The following is a 21,751-nucleotide window of genomic DNA, read 5'->3' as shown; positions in this document are numbered from 1 at the left end:
TCAGGCTCCGAAGTCGTCATAGTATATGGTGGAAGCCTCGACGCCCAGCCGCTCCAGCGTGGCGAGGACGGCCGAGATCATAACCGGCGGCCCGCAGAGGTAGTACTCGCAGTCTTCCGGGGCGGGGTGGCCGCTCATCTCTGCGCGCAGGATCTCGTGAATGAAGCCGATCGCACCGGTCCAGCGGTCGCCGGGGGCGGGGTCGGACAGCGCCGGCGTGAAACTGAAATTGGCGTGGGTTTCCGACAGGGTCGCGAATTCGTCGGCGTAGAACAGGTCGGCGGCGGTGCGTGCGCCGTAGAAGTAGCGGATGCGCCGGGCGGTGCCTCGGCCAAGCTCCTGATGGATCATCGCGCGCAGCGGTGCCATGCCGACGCCGCCGCCGATGAACACCATCTCGCGCTCGCCGGGCTGGACGTGGAAATCGCCGAACGGGCCGGAGGCCACGACCGTATCTCCGGGCTCCAGCGAGAACAGCCAGGACGAGACGAGGCCGGGCGGGACCTCGGCCTCGCGCCCGGCGGGCGGCACGGCGAGGCGGATGTTGAATACCGCATTGCCTGCATCCTCGGGCCGGCTGGCCAGCGAGTAGGCGCGCGTCACCTCGACCTCGGAGGCGACCTTCATGGAGTGCCAGCCGGCGATCTGCCAGGCGTCACGGAAGGCCTCGGGCAGGTCCAGCGACGCGAAGTCGAGGCGGTAGGGCGGCGCCGTGATCTGCATGAAGTCCCCGGCGCGGAAGGTCGAGGGACGGTCGCCTGGCAGCGTGAGCACGATTTCACGGATCAGGGGAGCCAGCATGCGCGTCGAGGCGACGGTGCAGGCAAAGCCCGCGCCCGCGCTCAGGATGCCCTCGGGGACGTGTACCTGACAATCGCCGCGCAGGCTGGTCTGGCAGGCAAGGCGGACCTGATCGCGCCGCTCCTTCGGGGACAGGACGCCGCGCTCGGTCGCCTGCGGCGCGCCGGCACCCTCGCCCAGCACGGTGACGCGGCACAGCCCGCAGGTCCCTTTGCCGCCGCAGGCCGCGGGAATGCGGATCTCGGCGTCGTGCAGGACGTCGAGCAGCTTCGCCCCGCGCCGGGCCGTCACGTGCAGCGCGCCGTTGACGTCGACATCGACCCCGCCGGAAGGCATCAGCCGCCGCCGGACTGCCAGAAGCCCGGTCGCAAGCCCCAGGACCAGCGCCACGATCACCAGGCTGCCCAGCACGATCTCCGTCATTGCGACAACGCCATCTGCGCGAACGAGGCGAAGCCGAGCGACATCAGGCCCGTCAGGATGAAGGCGATGCCGAGCCCCCGCAGGCCCGCCGGCAGGTCAGCATAGGACAGCCGCGTGCGGATCGCGCCCAGCATCACCACTGCGACGCCGAAGCCCAGCCCGCTGCCAAGGCCGAAGACCACGGATTCGGCCAAGTCGTAGGATCGGTCGACCATGAACAGGCTGCCGCCCAGGATTGCGCATTGCACGGTCAGCAATGGCAGGAAGGCTCCGAATGCGGCATGGATGGTGGGGAAAAACCGGTCGAGCACCATCTCCAGCAGCTGCACCGTCGCCGCGATCACCCCGATGAAGGCGATGAGCGACAGGTAGGACAGGTCGAGTTCCGGCATGCCGATCCAGGCCCAGGCGCCCGGTGCCAGCAGCCCCTGATAGATCAGCCAGTTCAGCGGCACCGTCACGCCCATGACGCCGGTCATCGCAACCCCCAGCCCCATGGCGCTTTCGGGCCGTTTCGACAGCGCAAGGAAGGTGCACAGCCCCAGGAACAGGGTCAGCGGCATGTTGTCGACGAATGCCGCCCCCAGGAAAAGTGCCCAGAGACCGGTCATTCGGCGGCCCTCGCCTGCGCGGGAGAGGCATGCTCGGGCGCCTCGGCCTGCTCGATGCGCCACGAGCGGATCGCCCAGACCAGCCCTCCCAGCAGGAAGAAGGCGGAAGGCGCCAGCAGCATCAGGCCCAGCGGGGTGAACCAGCCTCCCTCCGAGGCCAGCGGGAGGACCTGCTCGCCGAACAGGCTGCCCTGGCCGAACAGCTCTCGCGTCCCGCCGATGATGATCAGGATCAGCGAATAGCCCAGCCCGTTGCCGAAGGCGTCGACCGCCGCGGGAAGTGGCGCATGATGGCGAGCATAGGCCTCGGTCCGGCCGAGGACGAGGCAGTTGGTGGTGATCAGGCTGACATAGATCGACAGGGCGCGGCTGATCTCGGCGAAATAGGCCTGAAGGAACTGGTCGATGACGACCACCAGCGAGGCGATGATGACGATCTGCACGATCAGCCGGATCGAATCCGGGATGTGCCGGCGGATCAGGCTGATGAGCATGGCGGAAAGCGTCAGCACCACGGTCAGCGACACCGACATGGTGAGCGCGGTCGGCAGTGACGTGGTCACCGCAAGCGCCGAGCAGATGCCGAGGATCTGCAGCGTCACCGGGTTCTGCCGGATCAGCGGCTCGGTCAGGATGGCCCAAAAATCCGTACGGGGGGCCACGGCTCAGAACTCCCCGCGCTGGATGGCGCGGATCAGCGGGCCATAGCCTTCGGGGCCAAGCCAGAAGCGCACCATGTTGGTGAAGCCGCGCCCGGTGCGGGTGGCGCCGGTAATCCCGTCGACCTCGTAGGGGCTCGACGCCTCGCCGCGCGCCACCGAAAAGCGCATGTCGCCGTTCGGGCCGCGCAGTTCGGTGCCGGGGAAATCCGCCTGCCAGGCCGGTTCCTCGATCCGGCCCCCAAGGCCGGGCGTTTCGGAATGATTGGTGACGGCGACCCCCGCGATCGTGTTCATGTCGCCACGCAGCGCCATGATCGCGTCGATGCGCCCGCCATAGCCCTGCCCCGTCATCGGCAGCAGCACCAGCGAGATGTCCTCGCCTTCCCGCAGCAGGAAGATCTGCGCGAAATCAGGCCGCTGGCCCAGCCCGGCGATGTCCTCTCCGGGTTCGAGCGTGCTCCAGTTCGCGGCATCGGCCAGCGTAACGGGTAGCGTCTCGGCCGTGACATCCTCGGCCGCGCGCCCCGTTTCCAGGTTAACGACCACGGTGGACAGGGTGCCACCAGACTGCTCCAGCAGGTCGGCCATGCCCGGGATGCCGCGCACCAGCGTTTCGATCCGGGCCTGTTCCTCGGCCGCGCGGTTGGCCGTCTGGATCGGGCGCAGCAGGACCGTGGCGCCGCTGACCATCAACGCGCAGACGCTGGCGACGAGAAAGGCGATGACCAGCGTCTTGGTCCGGCTTTCGTTGGGCAGGGCCAACAGCCTGCGCCAGGGATTCCAGTCACTGCGCGCCATGACGCCTCCGTCTGCGTGCATACCAGAGAGCAAGTGCCATCTCGTCCAGCAGAGGCGCCGCAAGCGAGGTCAGAAGGGCGGCGGCCACCGCGTATTGCGCGGGCGCGGCTCCCTGCCAGCCCGCCGCGAACAGGGTCACGAACCCGGCGTAAAGGGCGCCGTTCAGCCAGCGCGCGAAATGGGTGGTGGCGCTGGTGACCGGATCGGCCACCAGCAGGACCAGCACGATCCCCGCGGCGGGCAGCGCGGCTTGGGACAGCAGGCCCAGCGCGAAGGTCACGGCAGCCACCAGCGCGGCGCCAGCGATGACACCACCGGGCAGCACGCCCGTCGCCAATCCGATCAGTGCGGCGGGTATCGCGGCCCAGGCCACGGGCGCCAGGAAGTCGGGCCACGGAAAGCCCGGAAAGCCGAAGCCCAGGAAGGACAGCGCCACGGTGGCCGGATGCACGACGTTCCGGCCCCAGCCGCCGAAGACCAGCTCTCCCATCACCGCGCCGAAGCTGATCCCGAGGACGAGGCGGAAGGTCCCCAGCCCTTCGGGCGCCAGCATCGCGATCGCCAGCGCGGTGATCGCCAGGGCGAGCGAGATCGCCTGCGCCCGTGCCAGCAGGAAGACGAGGTTCCAGAATCCCAGCACCAGCAGGGCAAGGCTCGACCGCTGCACCGCCGGGGCCCCGCCGAACCACAGCCAGAAGACCGCCAGCGGCAGATAAGCGGCCAGCAGCATCAGCACGACCGTCTCGCGCGTCCAGATCCCCTTCGTCACGCCGCGAACTCCGTCCGGATGCGGTCGAGCATTGCCCGCAGCAGGCCGGGCAGATGCGCGTCTCCGCCCAGAACGTAGTCGGCCAGCGCCACGTCCTCCTCCAGCAGGGACAGAAGACCCATCTTCATCGCGGTCTCGTCGTCGCCCGAGCCGAGAGCCCGGACGAAGGCCGCCGCGGGCAGCGTGTTGCCAAAGGCCTGGTCCAATGCCGCGTTCGGGATGACGGGCTTCGGCGTCCCGGACCGGGTCAGCGCGGCGATCAGCCAGTGCGGCTGCGCGCCCGCCGCCCGCCGCGGCAGGACCGTGACCTGGCGGTGGCGCGGCGCCAGCCAATGCGCCTCGTGGCCGTCCAGCGGCGACCCCGAAAGAAGAAGATGCGCCCCCGGCTGCGCGATCCGGTGGGCCAGCCCGCGCAGATCAGCCCCGGGCTGGGCGCGCAGCAGCCGCCCCTCGCGCAGCGCCTCGCCGCCGACGCGGACAAGGCGCGTCATCGGCAGGATGCCGGTCGCGAGCAGGTCACCCAGATGCGCGACATCCTCGGCATGGATGTCCCAGACCGGCCGGTCGAGCCCGGCGGGGCACAGCGCGTGAGCGCGCAGGCCGGCGGATCCCTGCGGATGGCGCGGTCCGCAATCCACCGTGCGCACGCGCCCGGCAAGTGCGGCGTCGAACAGCGGCGGGCCGGGCTGCTGGCAGACGAGGACGGGGCCGTCGGTCAGGCCGGCCAGCGCGTGCAGGCCGCGCCCGAACGCCTCTTCCCGCCCCGTCAGCGCCTGCCGCGGATCAGGGGCGAGCGGGGCCGTGTCCGTCGCCATGACAATGATCGCCGCCGGACGCTCGTCGGGTGCGGGCATCCCGCCGAAGGGCCGGCGCCCCAGCCAAGGCCAGAGGCCGGCGTTCTGCATCAGAAGCCGCAGCCCCGCCTCGGTATCCGCCCCGGACGTGTCGTGGCGAACCGGGTCGCCGCCCGGCTCGCGGAACAGCACGATCTCGGAAAGCCGATGGCCCTGAAGCAGATCGATCCGGGCGACACGGGCCGGCATCTGTGCGACAAAGCAGATTTCGGGCGCCGAGCGCAGTCGCGCGATCGGCGTTCCCTGCGCCACCAAAGCCCCCTGCTCGACCTCCATCGCCACGCGCGGCGCCTGGCCGGGCATGGCGCGCAGGCCGGCCTCTTCCGTGACGAAGTCGTCGCACTCCAGCGGACCGGAGGGCGGCGAGGCAAAGCGGGGCGCTAGGCCGGAGCGGAAGCTGAGATCGATCATTCCCGCCGATTAACACGCTTCCGCATTTGCCGATTTGACTCAGCGCAAATCGCAAGCCGGCATATTCTGGCAGCCTTGGCGCGACCCGCCCATCACCTGCGCCACCGGAGGCCGCGACATGCCCGATACAGCAAGATCCAAACGCTCGCTTCCAGCTGTCCTGCTCGGGTTTCTCCTATCCGTCGGTCTGGCATCGGGGCAGACGGTACTCGCCCAGGACGATCCCGCAGCGTCCGAGGGTTCGGAATCCCAGACCGGGGTTCCCTACGCCTTCCCGATGTCCGGCCCGTTCGATGCGGCCGGAGTCGAGATCGAGAACAGCCAGGAGATCGCCGACTGGTTCCGTTCCGCCCACGCGGACGCGGCGGCCGAGGCGTTCCGGCATTGGGACGAGGAGGAAGAGATCACCGCCGTCTGCGCAACCTGCCATTCCGGCGAAGGCTTCCGCGACTATCACGGGCTGGACGGCAGCGAAGCCGGCGTCGTGAACGGACCGATCAGCACCGGGGGCGTCGTCGATTGCGGCACCTGCCACGACGCAGGGCTGAACGACGTAACCGAGGTGGTGTTCCCCAGCGGTCTCCGGCATCCGGTGCAGGGGGTCGAGGCGTCGTGCATGACCTGCCACCAGGGGCGCACCTCGGGCACCCAAGTGTCCGAGGCCGTCGCCGGGCACGCCCTCGACACGCCGAACCCGGACCTGCGCTTCATCAACCCGCATTACGCGACCGCTGCGGCGACATGGTTGGGCGGCTATGCCGGATCCGGCTACCACTACGAGGGGCGGACCTATGCCGGGCGGTTCTTCCACGCGCCCCCTGTGGCCAGCTGCAATTCGTGCCACGACCCGCACACGCTCGAGGTCGCCTTCGAGCCGTGCCAGACCTGCCACCTGGCCGATTCGCCGCAGGCCATCCGCATAGCGCGGCAGAGCTATGACGGAAGCGGCGACACCACTAAGGGCATCCGGTCCGACATCGAGGCCAACGCCGCCACCCTGCTGGACATGGTGAAGGCCTATGCGACAGAGGTCGTGGGCGCGCCGATCATCTATGACGGCAGCCGCTATCCCTATTTCTTCGCGGACGCGAATGGCGATGGCGCAATCGACCAGACAGCGGACGGGCCCACCGCCTACGCCGCATGGACCCCGCGCAGCCTGCGCGCCGCATACAACTGGAAGCTGGTGACGGCGGATCCGGGGAATTATGCCCACAACCCGGTCTACATGCTGCAATTGCTCTACGATTCCATCGTGGATCTGGGCGAGCCGCTGGGCGTGGACGTCGAAGCCATGGGTCTGCGACGCTGATGCCGCTGCCCCGTCGGCACCCGCGACACGACATGGCCTGAGGAGCGGGCGGCTTTGGAACAGGAAAGCCTGCTGATCACGATCGGCCTGTTGTTTCTCGTCGGGCTGATCGCGGACCGGTTCGGCCACATGACGCGGTTGCCGCGGGTGACGATGCTACTGCTGCTGGGGCTGCTCATCGGCCAGTCGGGCCTCGACCTGCTGCCCGACCCCGCGCGGAGCGCGTTCGAGCCGCTCACCGCGGTCGCGCTCACCATGGTCGCCTTCCTGCTGGGCGGCGAGTTGACGCGCGAGAACATGACCCGGCATGGACGGGCCATCGTGGCGATCTCGCTGTCCATCGTCGTCGGGACAACGGTTATCGTCTGGGGTGGCCTGGTCCTGCTGGGGATGGATCCGGGACTGGCGCTGCTGCTGGGCGCGGCGGCGACGGCGACAGACCCTGCAGCCATCGCCGACGTCCTCCACCAGTCCGGCATCCGCAACAGGTTCACCGAGACCCTCAGCGGCATTGTCGCGGTCGATGATATCTGGGGGCTCGTGGTCTTCGCGCTCTGCCTCGCGGTGGTCCAGCTTTCGGGCGGCTGGCTGGAGCCGATCGTCGCCGCGGCGCATGACATCGGCGGTGCGCTCCTGCTGGGTGCCGTCATAGGCATTCCGGCGGCGTTTCTCACCGGCCGACTGGAACCGGGCGAGCCGCAGCAGACCGAAGCGATCGGCGTCGTCTTCCTGACGACCGGCCTGTCGATCTGGCTGGACGTGTCGTTCCTGCTGGCGGGGATGACGGCCGGCGCGCTGGTCGCGAACCTTGCCCGGCATCACGAATACGCATTCCACGAGATCGAGAACATCGAATGGCCATTCATGATCCTGTTCTTCCTGATGGCCGGTGCGACGCTTGATCTAAGTGCGCTGTTCACGCTGGGTTGGATCGCCGCCGCCTATGTCGCACTGCGCGTGGCGGCACGCGTGGCGGCGGGCGAGGCGGGCGCGCTTCTCGCCCGCGTGCCGCGCGGCGAACGACACCTCTACGGGCCGGCGCTGCTGCCGCAGGCCGGCGTTGCGGTGGGCATGGGCCTGGTGGCGGCGGAAGCCTATCCCGAATGGGGCCCGACCATCCTGACGCTCACCATCGCGGCGACTGTCGTCTTCGAGGTCGCCGGCCCCCCCTGTACGCTGGCCGTCCTGCGCCACCTGACGCGCTCGGGCCCGGACCATTGACGTGGGAGACGGCTGCGCGGCGGTCTCGGATCCGGAAAACGACTGCGCGTCCGGCTTCCGGTCGATCCGACGCCCTACAGCGCCGCAAGAACCATCGAGCGCTGTTCACCAAGCCCGTCTATGCCCAGGGTCCCGACCTCGCCGCCCGAAAGGTAGCGCGGCGGCTTCTGCCCCATGCCCACGCCCGGCAGCGCCCCAGTGAGATGATGTCGCCCGGCTGAAGGCTCATGATGCGGCACCCTGTAGATCATCGTTGCGGTCGTTCCGGCCTGCTGCCGCACTCCGTCAACGTCGAGCTACGGGCCGAGGTCCTCGAAATCCTCGATCTCGTCCCGCGTCACGAGCCAGGGGCCGGTGCGGCCAAACGTGTCGCAGCCCTTGCCCTCGTCCCAATTGCCCGCGCGGTCGATCTGGAATTGCCGAAACAGCGATGTTCCACGCCCTGCAGGAGGAAGGCGTCAAGGTCTTCCACGGCCAGCAGATCATGCTCGCCGCGCGCGAGATCAAGAACTGGGACGAGATCCAGCTGCGCACGCAGGCCGCGAGCATGGTCGACGGCGTCTACCACATTCAGTGATTATCCCGGTGCCAGTGCATCGTTGGGTCGCTTGCCACCAGCAGATTGGCTGCTGGGAGATCAAGGATACGATGCCGGCTGGTTCCGCGAAGACTTTATGGATAAGGGAACTACGCCCTGCATCCCGTGGCGGATGTCGACGTGCCGCTACGAGCGTCGCAGCAGGATCGAAATCATGTTCGGGCGCCTGAAGGACTGGCGACGTGTCGTAACTCGCTATGACCGACGCCCTAGGGTTTTCCGCTCAGCAATCGCGCCCGCGGCTACCGTCCTGCTCTGGCCCTAGACATGCGTCTGGGGCTTAGTTTCTGTCTCGGGAAACTTCGTCTGCACAGGATGCGACAGGTCGAAACCCTCCGGATACCTGATGTGGCGACCATCCGGGCGCGGAGGGACCGTGATGCCTTCGGCCCCTTCAGCCAGAACCGCCCTTACGATGGCGATCGGTTCCGGCCACGGCACGCTGCGCCGGCTCCGCAAAAAAACGGCAGCTTCCAAGTTCACGGAAAGCAACGTCATGGCACTGTTCCTGTTCAGTCTTCGACGGCCAAACGTTCCGCCATCCGCTCAGCAAGTTACGCATGCCCAGAGGCTCGTAGTCCTTCGACCGCTCCCAGATGATCCCTTGTCTCTCGGTTCTGGCTAAGTGTCGCTTTTGCCAACGTCCTGCTTACAGTAACGCGAAACGCAACGATCCCGCCGAGCATCTGCTCCATGTAATCAGTTGGGGCATCGGCCATTCCCCAAGCCACTTTTCCGTTCACGCGCCGCTCATGATCGCGGGTCAAAAGGCCAACGGCGGCTCGCTTGCTACGATCATCGTGTTGAAACGAAATGGCCCCATAGACATGAACAACCTAGTAGTTCCAGCTCGGCACATGCCGATGGTGCTCCTGCTCGGTCGGATAGAAGTTCGGAGAAACGTAAGCATCGTCACGCCGGAAGACTGCAAGCACCTCTTGGCTATCCTCAATGAGTCGGTGCGTGTCGTTCGCCAGCGCGACATGCCCTACGAGGGCGTCCTCCGGGCCCTGAAGCAATGGAAGGTGATTGGCGACGAGGCCCTCAGGTGTATGTGCGACCACACAGGCAAGCGGTGCATCGCGCATCATTGCCGCGATCGCGTCTGGCCTGACTTCATGGAAATGACGCGGAACATACATTCGTAACCTGCTGCGCTTGACCGTAGGACGCACTTTATGGACCGGCAATGAGATCGCAACCGCGGCATAGAGGGTCGCGGGACATCGGGAACGTCCGCAGTGTCCGCCCAGAACACCTTGATGCAGACGCCGCGAATGACTGGTTTCCACCCACTCAGCACGGTCAAGGAGAGACATGAACGGCTCTGACCGGCCCCTTGAGGTCGAGTCAGCGCCGCAGCGGCTTCACCGAACCAGCCGTTCGTGCAGCGCGCAGCAACTTCGCAGCTTGGATGACCGGCGTGCGGACGCAGCGAGCTTTCGCTGTCCCTGTTCGAACGACCGGTTCATCCCGTCAATCACCGCAGCACATGCACCGAACAGGGCGCGTGGCGCAGCACTTTGCCGGTGGTCGATCCCAAGAACCAGTCTTGCAGCCCCGGCTTGTGCGAGCGGATCACGATGAGGTCGTATCCGCCCTCTTTCACTACGTCGAGTATCTTCGAGGACGGGCTTCCGATTTCGGCGCTGATCTTAGCTTCGGGCAAATCTTGGAATGCCGCCTCCAATCTTGTCTGCGTTTCGCCGCAGGAGCGCTCGTAAACCTCGTACGGGATCTCAGTGGAGACGTAGTTCGGGATCACCTCAAGCACCGAAAGCGCGTGGATGGTTGCTCCCTCGTCTGCCAGCACACGAGCGGCCGCGATCGATTCGGGGACAGCGTCGATGTGGTCCGGAGCGATAGGAATGAGAATCTTCTGGTACATGGGTCACCTCCTTGACCGTCTGTGCCAGATCACGCGCTCGAGCGTGTTGACCTTGATCAAATGAATGACCCGTGCGACGGCGTTCATGACAAAAAGAGGGAAAATGAGGCGACCTGATGCCCGGCGGCTTCCAATCTCCACGCTGCAGCGGTGGCGCCACGGGCGTGGCGCAAAGACCTGTCCGATCAATTGGCGCACGTTCCGAGATCGATCTTTCCGCCATCTTTCAGACCGTGAACATACTTCGCGACCTTGACGAGCGGCAGTGGCGTTGGCGTCGAGATGCCGGCGCCGCTGCCGTAGAGAACCGCCGGTCCAACTAGGATCTCACGTTGCGGGATTGGCCATCCCGGAATCCATCGCGGACGTAGGACATAACCTGCACGATCGGCAGTGACTCGTTCAGACCTGTCAGGTCCGTCGGGAGGCGGGCAAGGTCCGCGGCGCAAGGTCCATCCCCACGACCGCCCTGCCCATGTCAGCTCCCGCAGTTCATGAGGTAGAGTGCGCTTCCGGCCGGGACCGCATCGCGTGGGACTGAACTGGAAAGCAAAGTTGAAGCAGAAGGGTAGTAGCCCGGTCCGGATCGCTGTTCCGAGCATCGCAATCAAGTGGCGAACCGCCACCAGATACCGGCTATCGTTCCGCCAGTCGTTCAGTTTTCCCCCTTCGAGGTGCCTCGAGCGCGAGGAAATCATCAAGGGTTGCCGCAAGCGCATCCCAGTCGGTGAACTCGTGCTCGCCCTTGCTCGGGTCGTAGCCACGATCGCGCAGCACGACATGTCGGACGACCTGGGTGGCGAAATAGTCGTATTTCCGGGTCTGAACGGCGCCCGCGACCAGAGCCTCGGCATCCGGAGTGAACTGGGTGCGCATCTTCATCTCGATCAGATAGTCGTCGGCTTCCGCGAGCCCTTCGGGGAATGCGGCACTGAGACTTACCGAGAGCAGAAGCGTCCGGCGGGCCGCGAGTGCCTCGCGATGTGCTGCAATGAAGATCTCGAACGGCACGGGATGCCGACGCTCATGCACCGGGGCGGCGAGGATCACCTTGTCGACGCCATCAAAGGAAACCGGCGCCGTCTTGTTGGCCGTATCGAAAAGCACGGCCTCGAGACCGGCTTCGCGGACCTTTCCTTCGGCAAAGCGCGCGATCTTGCCGGTCTGCCCCTCGACGGTTCCGAATGCGATGAGTATTGCCATTTGGACCTCCGGCATGATGGTTGCCTGCTTGCGTTGAAGCTGCGCTTTATCCGCATTCTGGCTGATTTCTCCCGCTCGGGATTTGCGGCAGATCAAGTTCAGGGCAGGCGTGTCGATTCCGCTGACCCGGCGGCCGGATAAACGCAAGCGATAGAAATGCAGCGCTTGGTCCCCTTTCATGTTCGGTGCCTCAGAACACGAACCCGTCCATCAGCTTGCGCGCGGTGCGCAGGATGGCGGTGCGTGCGACCTCGCCATTCCGCAATGTGGTGATCACCGTCAGTTCGCCGGTGGGGTGCTCGATCGACAGTGACTTCTCCTCGCCTTCGGGTATTGCGGCCACCTCTGCCGCCGGCCCCTCTGGTTGCAGAGCGGCCGTGGCTACGCTGACGGCTCCCAGCACGCCGATGGCCTTGTGGCAGCGGTGGGGGATGAAGGTGCGGGTGGCAAGCGCCCCGCCCGCCCGCGGCGGGGACACGAGCGTCATCTTCGGCACCGACTTCTCGGACACGTCACCGAGGTTCATCAGGCGCCCGGCCCTCAGCCGGATGCCTTCGAGTTGCGTGCGGAGCGCGGCATTCGCCTCGAGCTCCTCCGGCGCCTCGTTCCCGGAAAGCCCGAAGGCATCGGCCCGCATCACCACGCAGGGCATGCCGTTGTCGATCAGCGTGCAGGCCACGCCCTCGATCTCATCCACGGCGTTGCCGGTCGGAAGGAGCGCGCCACAGCTCGAACCAGCCGTGTCCTCGAAGGCGATAGGCACCGCCGCGGACGTGCCGGGCACGCCGTCAATCCGCGCCGACCCGTCGTAGGTCACCCGTCCGCCCGGCGTCGAAACGCGGGCAACAGCACGCTGGCCGGTATTCTCCATGTGAATGACGACCGTGGTCTCGCCGTCCCAAGCCTCGACGAGCCCGCGCTCGATCGCGAAAGGGCCGACGCCAGCGAGGATGTTGCCGCAGTTCTGCGCGTCGGTGACCACCGCCTTGTCGACGAAGACCTGCAGGAACAGGTAATCCACGTCGACCCCCGGCCGCTCGGAGCATCTTACCACCGCAACCTTCGAGGTCAGCGGATCCGCGCCGCCCATTCCGTCGATCTGCCGCGGATCGGGCGAGCCCATGATACGCAGGAGGAACGCGTCCCGGTCCACGGGCAGTTCGTCGGCCAGGAAATAGCCGCCCTTCGACGTTCCCCCACGCATCCACATCGCGCGTACGCCATCCGTCATCCGCTCGTCCCCTCTTCCTCTTTCATCGCGCATTCGAGGGTCCGGCCGGCGCACGGGACCTCCGGCCGCGCCATCCTCAGACGTATTTCAGGCCCTTCTCGGCCAGCCGCGCGCGCATGTCGTAGAGGTCGAGCCCCAGTTCGCCCGCCGCCAACCGCGTGCGCTTCGCTTCTTCGTTGGCAATGCGCGCCTCGGCCTTCTCAAGCACCTGGGCGGCTTCCTCGCGCATGACGACGCAGACACCGTCGGCGTCGGCCACGATCACGTCGCCCGGGCGCACGTAGGCGCCGGCGCAAACCACCGGCACGTTCACCGAGCCCACGGCCTCCTTCACCGTGCCCTGCGCGTGGACGACCTTTGACCAGACGGGGAAGCCCATTTTCGTCAAGTCCGCAACGTCGCGCACGCCTGCGTCGATCACCAGGCCGCGGCAGCCCCGCGCTTGGGCAGAAGTCGCCAGCAGGTCGCCGAAATACCCGTCGTCGCAGGGCGAGGTCGGGGCCAGCACCAGGATGTCGCCGTCGCGCAGCTGCTCGATGGCGACATGCACCATCCAGTTGTCGCCCGGCGGAGCGCTGATGGTAACCGCCGACGCGCCGACCGAGGCACCGGCGTAGATCGGCGTCATGTGCGCCGCCATCAGCCCCTTGCGCCCTTGGGCTTCGTGCACTGTGGCCACGCCGCATTTCCCCAGCCGGCGGACGATGTCCGGGTCCGCGCGGTCGACGTTCTGAACCACGACGCCGCCCATCACAGTTCGTCCACGGTGCGGGGGAAGATAGACTGGAAGCCTTCGGCGTGAGTGGCAGCGCGCCCGCCAGCCTGTCCGCCCGAATTGCGTCGGAAATGGTTGGCCCGGTTCTGCGCGACGTTGGTGTAGTAGTCCCACAGGTGCTCCTGGCCCTGCATGCACTCGATGGCGGCGCGCTTTTGCTCCCACACCTCCGAGATGTCGAGGAAGGTATCCGGCTTCCAGCCCATCTGCTCGGTCTGGTGCGGCTCGAACAGGTAGACCTGCGGCGCGCCCAGCACCGTCTCGCCGGGATTGTGGCCCCAGGCCTGCGCGATCATCCGCGCCTCGAGCGTCACCTGGCAGACATACATGTGGTCGGTGTTGTACGGATCGTATTTCGAGTGGGTCAGCATGAACCGCGGCTGCACCTTGCGGATGACGTCCACCAGCCTGTCCTTGCCGGCCCGGTCCACCTCGAGCGGATAGTCACCCAGGTCAAAGAAATGGATGTCGTGGGCGTTCAGCGCAGCGGCGGCGTTCTCGGCCTCCTTGCGGCGCTCGGTCTTGACCTTGTCGAGCGTCATCCCCTCCTGCTTCCACAGCTTGGCGCTTTCGCCGCGTTCACCGTAGGACAGGCACACCACCGTGACGTCGTATCCGCGCTTCTGATGCAGGGCGATCGCCCCGCCGCAGCGCCATACGAAGTCCGCGGAATGCGCGCTTATAACCAGAGCCGTCTTGTTCGCCATCCTGTCTTCTCTCCTCAGTCCAGCGCTTCCGGCCAATAGAGCCGGGTCGGATTGTCCACCAAAAGCCTGCGCAGCGCGGTCGCATCGGGCGCGATCTTGGCCAGCAGGTCGACGAGATGCCCATCGTCAGGCATGTTCTTCTTGATGTTCGGATGTGGCCAGTCGGTGCCCCAGAGCACGCGGTCCGGGAACCGGTCGACAAGCGTGCGCGCGAACGGCACGGCGTCCGCGAAGGGCGGCCCGGCGCGGCTGATCCGCTCGGCGCCGCAGACCTTCACCCAGAACCGCGAGTCCTCCATGAGCTCGAGGAGCATCCGGAACGCCGGCTGGTCGGTGCCCTGGCTCGCATCGACGCGCCCCATGTGGTCGACGATCAGCGGCACCGGCAGGCTTTCCAGCACCGGGGCCAGCGTCTCGAGCCGGTTGGCGTCGAAATGAACCACCGCGTGCCAGCCCGGTTCGGCGATGCGGTCGACAATGGCGCGGACCGCGTCGATGTCGGCGTCCTTGCCCAGGTGCGAGACGAAGTTGAAACGCACCCCGCGCACCCCGCCCTCGTGCAGGCGGCGCAGTTCGTCCACCGTCACATCCTTGTCGACCATCGCCACACCGCGATAGCGTCCTTCCGAGGCGGCGATGGCTTCCAGCATCGCGGCGTTGTCGGTTCCGTGGCAGCTTGCCTGCACCAGGATCGACCGTTCGATCCCCAGCATCCGGTGCAGTTCGAACAGCGTCTCCTTCGGCGCGTCGACAGGCGTATAGGTCCGCTCGGGCGCGAAGGGAAACCGGGCAGCCGGCCCGAAGACGTGGCAATGCGCGTCGCAGGCGCCCGGCGGAAGCGCGATCTTCGGCTTTGACGGCGACGGGTGGAACGGAAGGTTCTGGGACTCGGTCATCAGGCTTTTCTTTTCACTTGGGAGGTGTCGGAGATTGATCCGGCAAGCCGGAGCCCGACCATCACGAACAGGACCAGCCCCGCGCACCGCGCGCTAAGCGTGATCACGTCGGTCGAAGCCACCGGCGTCGGCCAGACGACCAGCAGGGACGCGGCGGCGAGCACGAGCCGTTCCGGCCACGTCGTGGGCCGGCCGCACCAGCCGGCGAAGGCCACGGTCAGTCCGACGGTGCCGATCACGGCGAGCGCGGTGGCCAGCGCGATCTCGACCGGCGTGCCCACCATGAGCAGCGCGGGCATCGTCGCGAAGAGGAACGGCACCAGAAGCTTCACGAAGCCCAGGCGCACGGCCTCGAACGCCGTCCGGTTCGCGTCACCGCCCGAGATGCTGGCCGCGGCATAGGCCGCAAGCGCGACCGGCGGCGTGATCGCCGATGCGAGGCCGTAATAGAAGATGAACATGTGCGCGACGATAGGCTCCATCCCCAGGCGCGTCAGCGCCGGCGCGACCAGCACCGCAAGCAGCAGGTAGGCCGCCGAGGTGGGTAGCCCCATCCCGAGCAGGAAAGACACCAGCGCCGTCAGCAGGAGGATCGCGAAGAGGTTGCCGTTGCCCAGATCGACGATCAATCCCGACAGCATCAGGCCCAGCCCGGTCAGGTTGAGCACGCCGATCACCGCGCCCGCGGCGGCGACGGCGGCGACGATGGGCATGACGGCCAGCAGCGTGTCGCGGCAGACCAGTGCCAGGTCCACCAGTCCGATGCGCGTCTCGCGCCGCCACGGCGAGATCAGAAGCCCGAGGACCAGGCACATCACCGCCGCGCGGGTCGGCGTATAGCCCGCAGCCAGAAACCCGATGAGCCCGATCAGCGGCAGAAGCAGGTAGCCGCGCCTGAGCAGCGTGTCGCGCAGCAGGGCGAGCCCCGCCTGCGCGTCCCGCTCGAGCCCGAGGCGCCCGGCCTCGAGCCACACCGCCACCATCAGGGTCAGCACGTAGAGCAGGCCGGGGATCAGCGCGGCAAGCGCGATCTGCGCATAGGGCACGCCGATGATCTCGGCCATCAGGAAGGCCGCGGCGCCCATCACCGGCGGCAGGATCTGGCCGGCCGAAGACGCCGCGGCCTCGACCGCGCCGGCCAGCGTCGGGGTATAGCCCACGCGCTTCATCAGCGGGATGGTGAAGGTGCCGGTGGTCACGACGTTCGCGACCGCGCTGCCGTTGATGGTGCCCAGAAGTGCGCTCGAGAGCGCCGCCGAAAGGCCCGGACCGCCGCGCATGCGGCCCGTCAGGCCGCGCGCGAGATCTACGAAGACCTCGCCGGTGCCGATCTTCATCAAGAGCCCGCCCAGCAGGGCGAACAGGAAAATGTATTCCACGGCCACGCCCATGGGCACGCCGTAGATGCCCTCGGTCGAGAGCATGAGGGTCGAGGCCAGCCGCCGCAGGTCATAGCCGCCATGGCCGTACTCGCCGGGAATGAGATAGCCGAACCAGGCGTAGAGGATCGCCGCCGCCATCATGACCACCAGCGCCCAGCCAAGCGCCTGCCACACCAGCACGAAGAGCACGGCCAGCAGCCCTGCGAAGATCCACAGGTCCGGCGGCGTTGCCATGGCCCCACGCATGATGATGTCGATGTAGCTGGCCCAGAGGTGATATCCCGGCACCAACGCGAAGACCGCGAGCCCGTAGCACAGCCAGCGCAGCCACGTGCGTTCACTGGCGAGACCCAGCACGAGAAGCGCCCCCGAGGCCACCAGCGAGAAGAACGCCGAGCGCAGGATCAGCGCCGTGATCAGCCCGAAATAGGCTCCGTAGATGACGAGCCCGGTGACCGCCACGGCCACCAGCGTGAAGAGAAGCGAGATGAAGGCGATCTCTCCGCCCGAACGGGTGGTGGCGGAGCGGTCGAGCCGCAACCTGTCGAGTAGCTTGAACACCGCTCCGCCCTCCGGTCAGTTCGTCGAGCCGAAATAGGCTTCGGCGCCCGGGTGCAGGGCGATCGGCGTCCGGGTGGCCGTGTCGCGCGAGATCGCCTGTGCCTGTGGGTGCACCTCGCCCAGCTCTTCAAGGTTGTCGAAGATCACCGCCGTCAACTCCTCGATCAGCGCCGGGTCGGCGTCCTCCTTGGTGAAGAGCGTCGCCGGATCGTTGACCACCGTCACCGGCTCAGTCTGGTCGGGATAGATGCCGGCCGCGATCTCATGGGGTTGGTAGTAGGGGAACTCCTCGAATAGACCTCCGACCTTTTCCTGGTCGAGCGACAGCAGCACCATGTCGCGCTGCGCATCGAGGTCGATCAGCGCGGCGGTCGGCGCTCCGGCCAGTACGGTCGTGGCGTCGATCGTGCCGTTCATCAGCGCGCTCGTGCCCTCGGTATAGGACAGGAACTCGACGTTGCCCGGGTCGAAAACGCCGTAGGCCTCGAGCAGGCGCTGCGACAGGACGGCCGCGTTGCTCCCCGGGGGGCCGAGATTGATCCGCTTGCCCGCAAGATCCTCGAACCCGGTGATGCCGGTATCCGCCGTCGTGGCGATCTGCAGCACGGCCGGGTAGAGGTACGCCATGGCCGCGACGGGCTGCGGATCACCCTCGAAAGGCCCCTGCCCCTCCTTCGCCTCGTAAAGCGTCGAGGAGGATGAAAAGCCGAAATCCATCTGGTCCGCCGCGACGCGGCGGATGTTCTCGACCGACGCGCCGGTGACCTCGGCCCGCGCGGTGGTGCCTTCCATGCGGTTGTTGATGATATCGGCGATACCGGCACCGATCACGTAGAACAGGCCGCCGGTGCCACCCGTGCCGATCGAGATCCGTTCCTGCGCCGCGGCGGGCGTGGCTGCCAGCACGGTCAATGCGGCGGCTGCCGCTTTCCAACTGAAGGTCATTTGGTCCTCCCTTTCTTGCTTCAGGTTTTGTTTGCCTCAGGTGTCGGCGCCTACCGGTTCGCGCGCAGGTGCCAGGGCGCGGAGCCCCGCGCTGGTCGCCTCGACGATGAGCCGGATCGCCGTTTCGCGGTCGTGGCCGTCCGCCGCACCATGTGACAGCCGGTTGATCCGCTCGGGGTTGATCAGCGTGTAGTAGAGCGAGCCCAGCAGGAAATGGCTTTGCCAGACGATCTCTTCCCGCGGCGCGTCGGGAAGGCATTCCCGTATGGCGTCAATGAAGGTTTCGGTGGTGGTGTCGAACGCCTCGGCGATGATGCGCTTTGCGTCGGGATCGCCTTCCGCGGACAGAAGCGCGCGCATGCGCGTGAACCGCGCGCCGCCTCCGGCCAGGTCGTTCGAGGATGAGAACGCGGGAACGAGGTAGGCACGCAGCACCGCCGTCAGGCGCTGCCGCGGATCGGCGACCCGCCGCGCCTCGCCCAGAAGCTCGAGCCGGCGGGCGTTGATCGGACGCGTGTGCAGCTCGTAGATCGCCTCGAGCAGCCCCAGCTTGTCGCGGAAATGATAGGTGACGCTGCCGACATTGACAGATGCCGCCCGCGCGATCTCGCGGAGCGACACCGCCGCGAAACCGCGCTCGGAAAACAGGCGCTCTGCCGCGTCAAGCACCGCCGCCCTCGCTGCCACCTTCCCGCCGGGTTTTACCATCAACCGTCCTCCTCGTTGCGAACAGATGTATCAATCCGTTTTCTCGCTGTCCATATTTTTAAACAGATGTATAAAAGCGGACAGCGGCTCTTTCTACGTTGGCCGGCTCGCATGGCCTGATTACGCATCGCTTCCGCTGCCGGCCCTCTCGGCACGGACCGGGCGAGCGATCTGCTATCCAGAAGGTGGAAAGCGGCCGGCACGTGCCTGAGGTGCAGAGCTTGCCAAGCCATCCTCGTGGCCTTGGATTTGACATCACGGGCTTCTCCACGCCGCCCATCAGGTAGTTCGACGACTTCTGTTCCCGCGACCGTCGCACGGGATCCTGATAAACACCGGTGCGGTGGAGGCCGACGATGCCCTCTGACTGACCACTAAGATCTCGGACCGGGTGACCGAACTTCGCGACATTTGGGATGAGAGCAACCCAGCCAGAGGCTTTCGGGCGGAGCAGGTCAGGACCTCGATGCGACGACTCTTGCTCACCTTGTCCCAGTACCGGCACGAGTCGATTGGACGGGTCAGTGAACCGATGCTGCGACTACGTCATTGGACGATTTTGTCAGCAGCACCCCTGATCGCCATAGCGCAGGAGCGCCAGAAGAGGCCGCGCCGCACCTTCCATGACATCGCGCTCGGGTCGGGACCGCGCGAGCACCCGCAATCCGAACATCAGCGCGCTGAAGGAGCGCCCCGCATCCTCGGGCGTCACGTTCGGGTCCGCCTGTCCCTGCTTCTGCGCCGCCTCGTAGTTGCGCCGGAAGAATGCCTCGACCTCGGCAAGGTTGTCGGCAACGACCGTGGCGATGTCCTCGTCGTGCGGGCCGAGTTCGATCGCCGTGTTGATCACGAGGCATCCCAACCGATCGGGATCTTCCGATGCCGCGTCGATCACGCGCGCGACGAAAGTCCGGATTCGGTCCGCCGGCGCAGGAAGACGCTCGATCCCCTCAATGCAGCGCTGCGTCCGGTGCTTCGAGTAGTAAGTCAGCGCCGAGCAGAAGACTTGGCGCTTACCTCCGAAGGCGTTGTAAAGGCTCGTCATGCCGAGACCGGTCGCGGCTTCTAGGTCTCGTATTGAGGTCGCCTCGTAGCCGCGCGCCCAGAACTGCCTGACAATCTTTTCCATCGTGGCGGCTTCGTCGAAGGATCTCGGGCGAGCCAAGGACCTCTCCATCTTTTTGTATCATCTGCTGTAAAATCCTCCCCGCGCGCCAAAGTTCCTCACGAAGTCCCGGCCGCACGCATTCTGCAACGACTGCAACAAAATTGGGTCTGGCGCGTTACGTCGTATGGGCCGACCGGCCCCAGCAGGAGGAGGATTTTAGATGAAACTGATATTGATCGGAGGCGCTCTGACCCTCGCGGCGACCATCGCGCTGGCGCAGGATTTCGGTGGGCAGGAGGACCAAGACTACGCCGCGCAGCTCTGGCAGGCCATGCAGGAGCGAAACCTGGCAGGAGACGATGCGGTGCAGGCGTTTCCCTACGAGGGGACGGACCCCCACGGCATGATGCTGGAGACGTCCTACACCGACGCGACGATTGACGGTCACACTGGCGCGCTGGTGATCAAGCGCAACTATGGCCCCGAGGGCGTGACGGTCGATCAGGTGCTCGGCAGCCCGGGCGATCATCTTGGCGCCGTGACGATCATGTTCCGGCGCGGGGAGGACTACGCGCCCGACTCCGGCAACTGGTTCTGGGCCAAATATCTGCCCGACGGCAGCCTCGACCAGACTCCGGATGGCATGCCTATCGCGGGGAAGGCGCAGGGCTGCATCGATTGCCACGCCTCGGCAGAAGGCGAAGACTTCCTCTTCACGACGAACGCCGATCTACGGTGACAGCAGGTCCAGCGCGTTGAAGTCGTTGCGGTGAGCCCTGCGGCGCGGCGCCGCAGGGTGCAGGCTCAGATATTCTATCGGAGAGCGAACTTCTGGACATGACGGCTTTCGTAAAGGAGGTGCCGGCAGTCTCGGCGGAGCGATACGCTCAGATGCTTCAGACAGAAGAAGGCGCTGCCGCTGACGATCAGAAATACGTCGCGGCAGAAGCCAACACACCGCAACGCGAAGCCAAAGCATTCGAGTGTGACGCCGGTGCCGCAACGTCTTCAGAGGCGAGCGGAAAGAAGAACGAAGAGGCCGCCACGGCTGGAGGCCGCCACGGCTGAAGGCCGCCCTCCACAGGCAGAAGCGATGGAGAGCGGGAAAGGCATCGCGGCGTCACCGCGGCCCGAGGCGGAGGACGATTCCGGACCTGCGTGCGGCAACCGTCGAGATGACGAACGCGCTCGAATATGTGCCGGCCACCGTTGGATTGAAGACCGGCGACACCATCCGAGGGACGACTTCCTCCGATGTCCGCCACACGGTCACAGCAGACACGAGCTTGACGAACGATGCCTCGCACGTCGTTCTTCCGGAGAACGCCCAGCCCTTCGATTCCGGCAACATCGCGCCTGCCGGCTCTTGGGCAACTCGTTCGAAGTCGCTGGCCTCTACAAGTATTTCTGCATTCCGCATGAAGTAGCAGGCATGATCGCGGAGGGACGTTGTTGCACAAATCTCGCCTGAGGCGTGACTGCCCCTTACCCCACTGACGTCATGCCGCGCGGACGATATCGGCGGTGCCGAGGGCGGTGAAGCGGTTCATAAGGGCGATGCGGATGTGGGTTTCGGCAGTCTGTCGGTCGGGGTCCCTGGCCATGATGCGATCGCCGAAGGATTTCAGGCATCGCATCTTCGCCTCGATCCGGCTGCGGGCGTGGTATCCCGTCCAGCGTTTCCAGAATGCCCGTCCGTAATATCGGGTGGCGCGCAGGGTGTCGTTTCTGGCGCGTGCAGCCGGGCAGTCTTCTTTCCAAAGACGTCCGTTCCTGCGGATGGGGATGGGGATGATCGCGGTGCCCTGCCGGTCGGTGATGGCTTTGTGGCACCGGCGCGTGTCGTAGGCGCCGTCGGCGGTGACCGTTCCGATCTGCTCGTCTTCC

At 66.3% G+C, this 21,751-nt stretch carries 25 protein-coding genes and 3 pseudogenes; 7 read left to right on the top strand and 21 right to left on the bottom strand.

Translation table 11 applies throughout. The features are described 5' to 3' along the window. Genes nqrF through BLW27_RS13545 form a run of 6 tightly spaced genes read right to left on the bottom strand, consistent with a single transcriptional unit; the run spans position 1 to position 5,329 of the window. Positions 1–1,224, bottom strand: coding sequence for an NADH:ubiquinone reductase (Na(+)-transporting) subunit F (nqrF, locus tag BLW27_RS13570; RefSeq protein WP_089883930.1), 1,224 nt, complete (start codon positions 1,222–1,224; stop codon positions 1–3). Then, positions 1,221–1,835, bottom strand: a complete 615-nt coding sequence (nqrE, locus tag BLW27_RS13565; protein WP_089883929.1) for an NADH:ubiquinone reductase (Na(+)-transporting) subunit E — start codon at positions 1,833–1,835, stop codon at positions 1,221–1,223. The genes nqrF and nqrE overlap by 4 nt, the downstream gene beginning before the upstream one ends. Continuing rightward, entirely contained in the window at positions 1,832–2,497 is a 666-nt protein-coding gene (locus tag BLW27_RS13560) for an NADH:ubiquinone reductase (Na(+)-transporting) subunit D (protein ID WP_089883928.1), read from the bottom strand. Before BLW27_RS13560 ends, nqrE begins: the two co-directional genes overlap by 4 nt. A gap of 3 nt (positions 2,498–2,500) precedes the next feature. Next, the gene (locus BLW27_RS13555; protein ID WP_089883927.1) at positions 2,501–3,295 is read right to left on the bottom strand and encodes an FMN-binding protein; all 795 of its coding nucleotides are present in this window, start codon (positions 3,293–3,295) and stop codon (positions 2,501–2,503) included. Next, positions 3,282–4,064 carry an RnfABCDGE type electron transport complex subunit D gene (locus tag BLW27_RS13550; protein WP_089883926.1) on the bottom strand — a complete coding sequence of 261 codons (783 nt, stop codon included), beginning with the start codon at positions 4,062–4,064 and terminating at the stop codon, positions 3,282–3,284. Before BLW27_RS13550 ends, BLW27_RS13555 begins: the two co-directional genes overlap by 14 nt. Then, positions 4,061–5,329: a Na(+)-translocating NADH-quinone reductase subunit A gene (locus BLW27_RS13545; RefSeq protein ID WP_089883925.1), complete on the bottom strand. Its 1,269-nt coding sequence runs from the start codon at positions 5,327–5,329 to the stop codon at positions 4,061–4,063. The genes BLW27_RS13550 and BLW27_RS13545 overlap by 4 nt, the downstream gene beginning before the upstream one ends. Before the next feature lie 118 nt (positions 5,330–5,447). On the opposite strand from BLW27_RS13545, the gene BLW27_RS13540 reads away from it, so the two are divergent. Together BLW27_RS13540 and BLW27_RS13535 are read left to right on the top strand one after the other, a co-directional pair. Beyond that, positions 5,448–6,641 (top strand): cytochrome c3 family protein, encoded by a 1,194-nt coding sequence (locus BLW27_RS13540; RefSeq protein WP_089883924.1) that lies wholly within the window; start codon positions 5,448–5,450, stop codon positions 6,639–6,641. Positions 6,642–6,695: 54 nt separating this feature from the next. Continuing rightward, positions 6,696–7,862, top strand: a complete 1,167-nt coding sequence (locus BLW27_RS13535; RefSeq protein ID WP_089883923.1) for a cation:proton antiporter — start codon at positions 6,696–6,698, stop codon at positions 7,860–7,862. Positions 7,863–7,936: 74 nt separating this feature from the next. Here the strand turns inward: BLW27_RS13535 and BLW27_RS22010 are convergent, their stop codons facing one another. Together BLW27_RS22010 and BLW27_RS22005 are read right to left on the bottom strand one after the other, a co-directional pair. Continuing rightward, positions 7,937–8,113 (bottom strand): hypothetical protein, encoded by a 177-nt coding sequence (locus BLW27_RS22010; protein ID WP_342708070.1) that lies wholly within the window; start codon positions 8,111–8,113, stop codon positions 7,937–7,939. 45 nt (positions 8,114–8,158) lie between these two features. Continuing rightward, entirely contained in the window at positions 8,159–8,272 is a 114-nt protein-coding gene (locus BLW27_RS22005; RefSeq protein ID WP_342708071.1) for a fumarylacetoacetate hydrolase family protein, read from the bottom strand. An 8-nt stretch (positions 8,273–8,280) separates the two neighbouring features. Between BLW27_RS22005 and BLW27_RS20765 the strand changes: the two are divergent. Beyond that, positions 8,281–8,433: pseudogene (locus BLW27_RS20765) on the top strand (M24 family metallopeptidase); the annotation flags it as partial. Beyond that, positions 8,399–8,725, top strand: a pseudogene (locus tag BLW27_RS13525) (transposase family protein); the annotation flags it as partial. The pseudogenes BLW27_RS20765 and BLW27_RS13525, both read left to right, overlap by 35 nt. Here the strand turns inward: BLW27_RS13525 and BLW27_RS13520 are convergent. From BLW27_RS13520 to BLW27_RS13460, 12 genes and pseudogenes are all read right to left on the bottom strand, one after another. Continuing rightward, complete coding sequence (locus tag BLW27_RS13520) at positions 8,722–8,958, bottom strand: pyridoxine 5'-phosphate synthase (RefSeq protein WP_089883922.1); 237 nt, start codon at positions 8,956–8,958, stop codon at positions 8,722–8,724. The pseudogene BLW27_RS13525 and the gene BLW27_RS13520 overlap by 4 nt on opposite strands. 56 nt (positions 8,959–9,014) lie before the next feature. Continuing rightward, positions 9,015–9,602, bottom strand: a pseudogene (locus tag BLW27_RS13515) (FMN-binding negative transcriptional regulator). A gap of 338 nt (positions 9,603–9,940) precedes the next feature. Then, positions 9,941–10,348, bottom strand: a complete 408-nt coding sequence (locus tag BLW27_RS13510; protein WP_089883921.1) for a universal stress protein — start codon at positions 10,346–10,348, stop codon at positions 9,941–9,943. Positions 10,349–10,984: 636 nt separating this feature from the next. Further along, positions 10,985–11,731, bottom strand: coding sequence for a flavodoxin domain-containing protein (locus BLW27_RS13505; protein WP_245710880.1), 747 nt, complete (start codon positions 11,729–11,731; stop codon positions 10,985–10,987). A gap of 10 nt (positions 11,732–11,741) precedes the next feature. Next, the gene (locus BLW27_RS13500) at positions 11,742–12,782 is read right to left on the bottom strand and encodes a 4-oxalomesaconate tautomerase (protein WP_089883919.1); all 1,041 of its coding nucleotides are present in this window, start codon (positions 12,780–12,782) and stop codon (positions 11,742–11,744) included. 76 nt (positions 12,783–12,858) lie between these two features. Then, positions 12,859–13,533, bottom strand: coding sequence for a 4-carboxy-4-hydroxy-2-oxoadipate aldolase/oxaloacetate decarboxylase (locus BLW27_RS13495; protein ID WP_089883918.1), 675 nt, complete (start codon positions 13,531–13,533; stop codon positions 12,859–12,861). After that, on the bottom strand, positions 13,533–14,264 hold the full coding sequence (locus tag BLW27_RS13490; protein ID WP_089883917.1) for a PIG-L deacetylase family protein: 732 nt from the start codon (positions 14,262–14,264) through the stop codon (positions 13,533–13,535). The genes BLW27_RS13495 and BLW27_RS13490 overlap by 1 nt, the downstream gene beginning before the upstream one ends. A gap of 14 nt (positions 14,265–14,278) precedes the next feature. Then, the gene (locus BLW27_RS13485) at positions 14,279–15,160 is read right to left on the bottom strand and encodes an amidohydrolase family protein (protein WP_089883916.1); all 882 of its coding nucleotides are present in this window, start codon (positions 15,158–15,160) and stop codon (positions 14,279–14,281) included. Next, a complete protein-coding gene (locus BLW27_RS13480) occupies positions 15,160–17,103 on the bottom strand; it encodes a TRAP transporter permease (protein WP_089883915.1) in 1,944 nt (647 codons plus the stop codon). Before BLW27_RS13480 ends, BLW27_RS13485 begins: the two co-directional genes overlap by 1 nt. Positions 17,104–17,118: 15 nt before the next feature. Continuing rightward, complete coding sequence (locus tag BLW27_RS13475; protein WP_089883914.1) at positions 17,119–18,048, bottom strand: TAXI family TRAP transporter solute-binding subunit; 930 nt, start codon at positions 18,046–18,048, stop codon at positions 17,119–17,121. A gap of 36 nt (positions 18,049–18,084) precedes the next feature. Next, positions 18,085–18,756: a TetR/AcrR family transcriptional regulator gene (locus BLW27_RS13470; protein WP_089883913.1), complete on the bottom strand. Its 672-nt coding sequence runs from the start codon at positions 18,754–18,756 to the stop codon at positions 18,085–18,087. Positions 18,757–19,318: 562 nt separating this feature from the next. Further along, complete coding sequence (locus tag BLW27_RS13460; RefSeq protein WP_218141120.1) at positions 19,319–19,921, bottom strand: TetR/AcrR family transcriptional regulator; 603 nt, start codon at positions 19,919–19,921, stop codon at positions 19,319–19,321. Positions 19,922–20,084: 163 nt separating this feature from the next. Between BLW27_RS13460 and BLW27_RS13455 the strand changes: the two genes are divergently transcribed. The 3 genes from BLW27_RS13455 (at position 20,085) to BLW27_RS20760 (ending at position 21,291) form a co-directional block, all read left to right on the top strand. Next, on the top strand, positions 20,085–20,603 hold the full coding sequence (locus tag BLW27_RS13455) for a cytochrome P460 family protein (protein WP_089883911.1): 519 nt from the start codon (positions 20,085–20,087) through the stop codon (positions 20,601–20,603). Positions 20,604–20,755: 152 nt separating this feature from the next. Next, complete coding sequence (locus BLW27_RS21215; RefSeq protein ID WP_218141119.1) at positions 20,756–20,932, top strand: hypothetical protein; 177 nt, start codon at positions 20,756–20,758, stop codon at positions 20,930–20,932. 107 nt (positions 20,933–21,039) lie between these two features. Next, positions 21,040–21,291, top strand: a complete 252-nt coding sequence (locus BLW27_RS20760) for a cupredoxin domain-containing protein (protein WP_143042269.1) — start codon at positions 21,040–21,042, stop codon at positions 21,289–21,291. A 72-nt stretch (positions 21,292–21,363) separates the two neighbouring features. On the opposite strand, the gene BLW27_RS13445 is transcribed toward BLW27_RS20760, so the two are convergent. Next, positions 21,364–21,751 (bottom strand): transposase (locus tag BLW27_RS13445; RefSeq protein WP_143042268.1); only part of this gene is annotated, 388 nt, incomplete at its 5' end.

The sequence above is a fragment of the Citreimonas salinaria genome (assembly GCF_900107235.1).
GTDB classification, from domain to species: domain Bacteria; phylum Pseudomonadota; class Alphaproteobacteria; order Rhodobacterales; family Rhodobacteraceae; genus Citreimonas; species Citreimonas salinaria.
The sequence above is the reverse complement of the archived record's forward strand: the minus strand, read 5'-3'. Positions and strand labels throughout refer to the sequence as shown.

Coding starts and splice junctions, on each gene's coding strand:
- nqrF (WP_089883930.1), bottom strand. CDS start 1,224: ATGACGGAGATCGTGCTGGGCAGCCTGGTGATCGTGGCGCTGGTCCTG.
- nqrE (WP_089883929.1), bottom strand. CDS start 1,835: ATGACCGGTCTCTGGGCACTTTTCCTGGGGGCGGCATTCGTCGACAAC.
- BLW27_RS13555 (WP_089883927.1), bottom strand. CDS start 3,295: ATGGCGCGCAGTGACTGGAATCCCTGGCGCAGGCTGTTGGCCCTGCCC.
- BLW27_RS13545 (WP_089883925.1), bottom strand. CDS start 5,329: ATGATCGATCTCAGCTTCCGCTCCGGCCTAGCGCCCCGCTTTGCCTCG.
- BLW27_RS13540 (WP_089883924.1), top strand. CDS start 5,448: ATGCCCGATACAGCAAGATCCAAACGCTCGCTTCCAGCTGTCCTGCTC.
- BLW27_RS22010 (WP_342708070.1), bottom strand. CDS start 8,113: ATGATCTACAGGGTGCCGCATCATGAGCCTTCAGCCGGGCGACATCAT.
- BLW27_RS13520 (WP_089883922.1), bottom strand. CDS start 8,958: ATGACGTTGCTTTCCGTGAACTTGGAAGCTGCCGTTTTTTTGCGGAGC.
- BLW27_RS13510 (WP_089883921.1), bottom strand. CDS start 10,348: ATGTACCAGAAGATTCTCATTCCTATCGCTCCGGACCACATCGACGCT.
- BLW27_RS13505 (WP_245710880.1), bottom strand. CDS start 11,731: ATGAAAGGGGACCAAGCGCTGCATTTCTATCGCTTGCGTTTATCCGGC.
- BLW27_RS13500 (WP_089883919.1), bottom strand. CDS start 12,782: ATGACGGATGGCGTACGCGCGATGTGGATGCGTGGGGGAACGTCGAAG.
- BLW27_RS13495 (WP_089883918.1), bottom strand. CDS start 13,533: ATGGGCGGCGTCGTGGTTCAGAACGTCGACCGCGCGGACCCGGACATC.
- BLW27_RS13490 (WP_089883917.1), bottom strand. CDS start 14,264: ATGGCGAACAAGACGGCTCTGGTTATAAGCGCGCATTCCGCGGACTTC.
- BLW27_RS13485 (WP_089883916.1), bottom strand. CDS start 15,160: ATGACCGAGTCCCAGAACCTTCCGTTCCACCCGTCGCCGTCAAAGCCG.
- BLW27_RS13475 (WP_089883914.1), bottom strand. CDS start 18,048: ATGACCTTCAGTTGGAAAGCGGCAGCCGCCGCATTGACCGTGCTGGCA.
- BLW27_RS13470 (WP_089883913.1), bottom strand. CDS start 18,756: ATGGTAAAACCCGGCGGGAAGGTGGCAGCGAGGGCGGCGGTGCTTGAC.
- BLW27_RS13455 (WP_089883911.1), top strand. CDS start 20,085: ATGAAACTGATATTGATCGGAGGCGCTCTGACCCTCGCGGCGACCATC.
- BLW27_RS21215 (WP_218141119.1), top strand. CDS start 20,756: ATGCTTCAGACAGAAGAAGGCGCTGCCGCTGACGATCAGAAATACGTC.
- BLW27_RS20760 (WP_143042269.1), top strand. CDS start 21,040: ATGACGAACGCGCTCGAATATGTGCCGGCCACCGTTGGATTGAAGACC.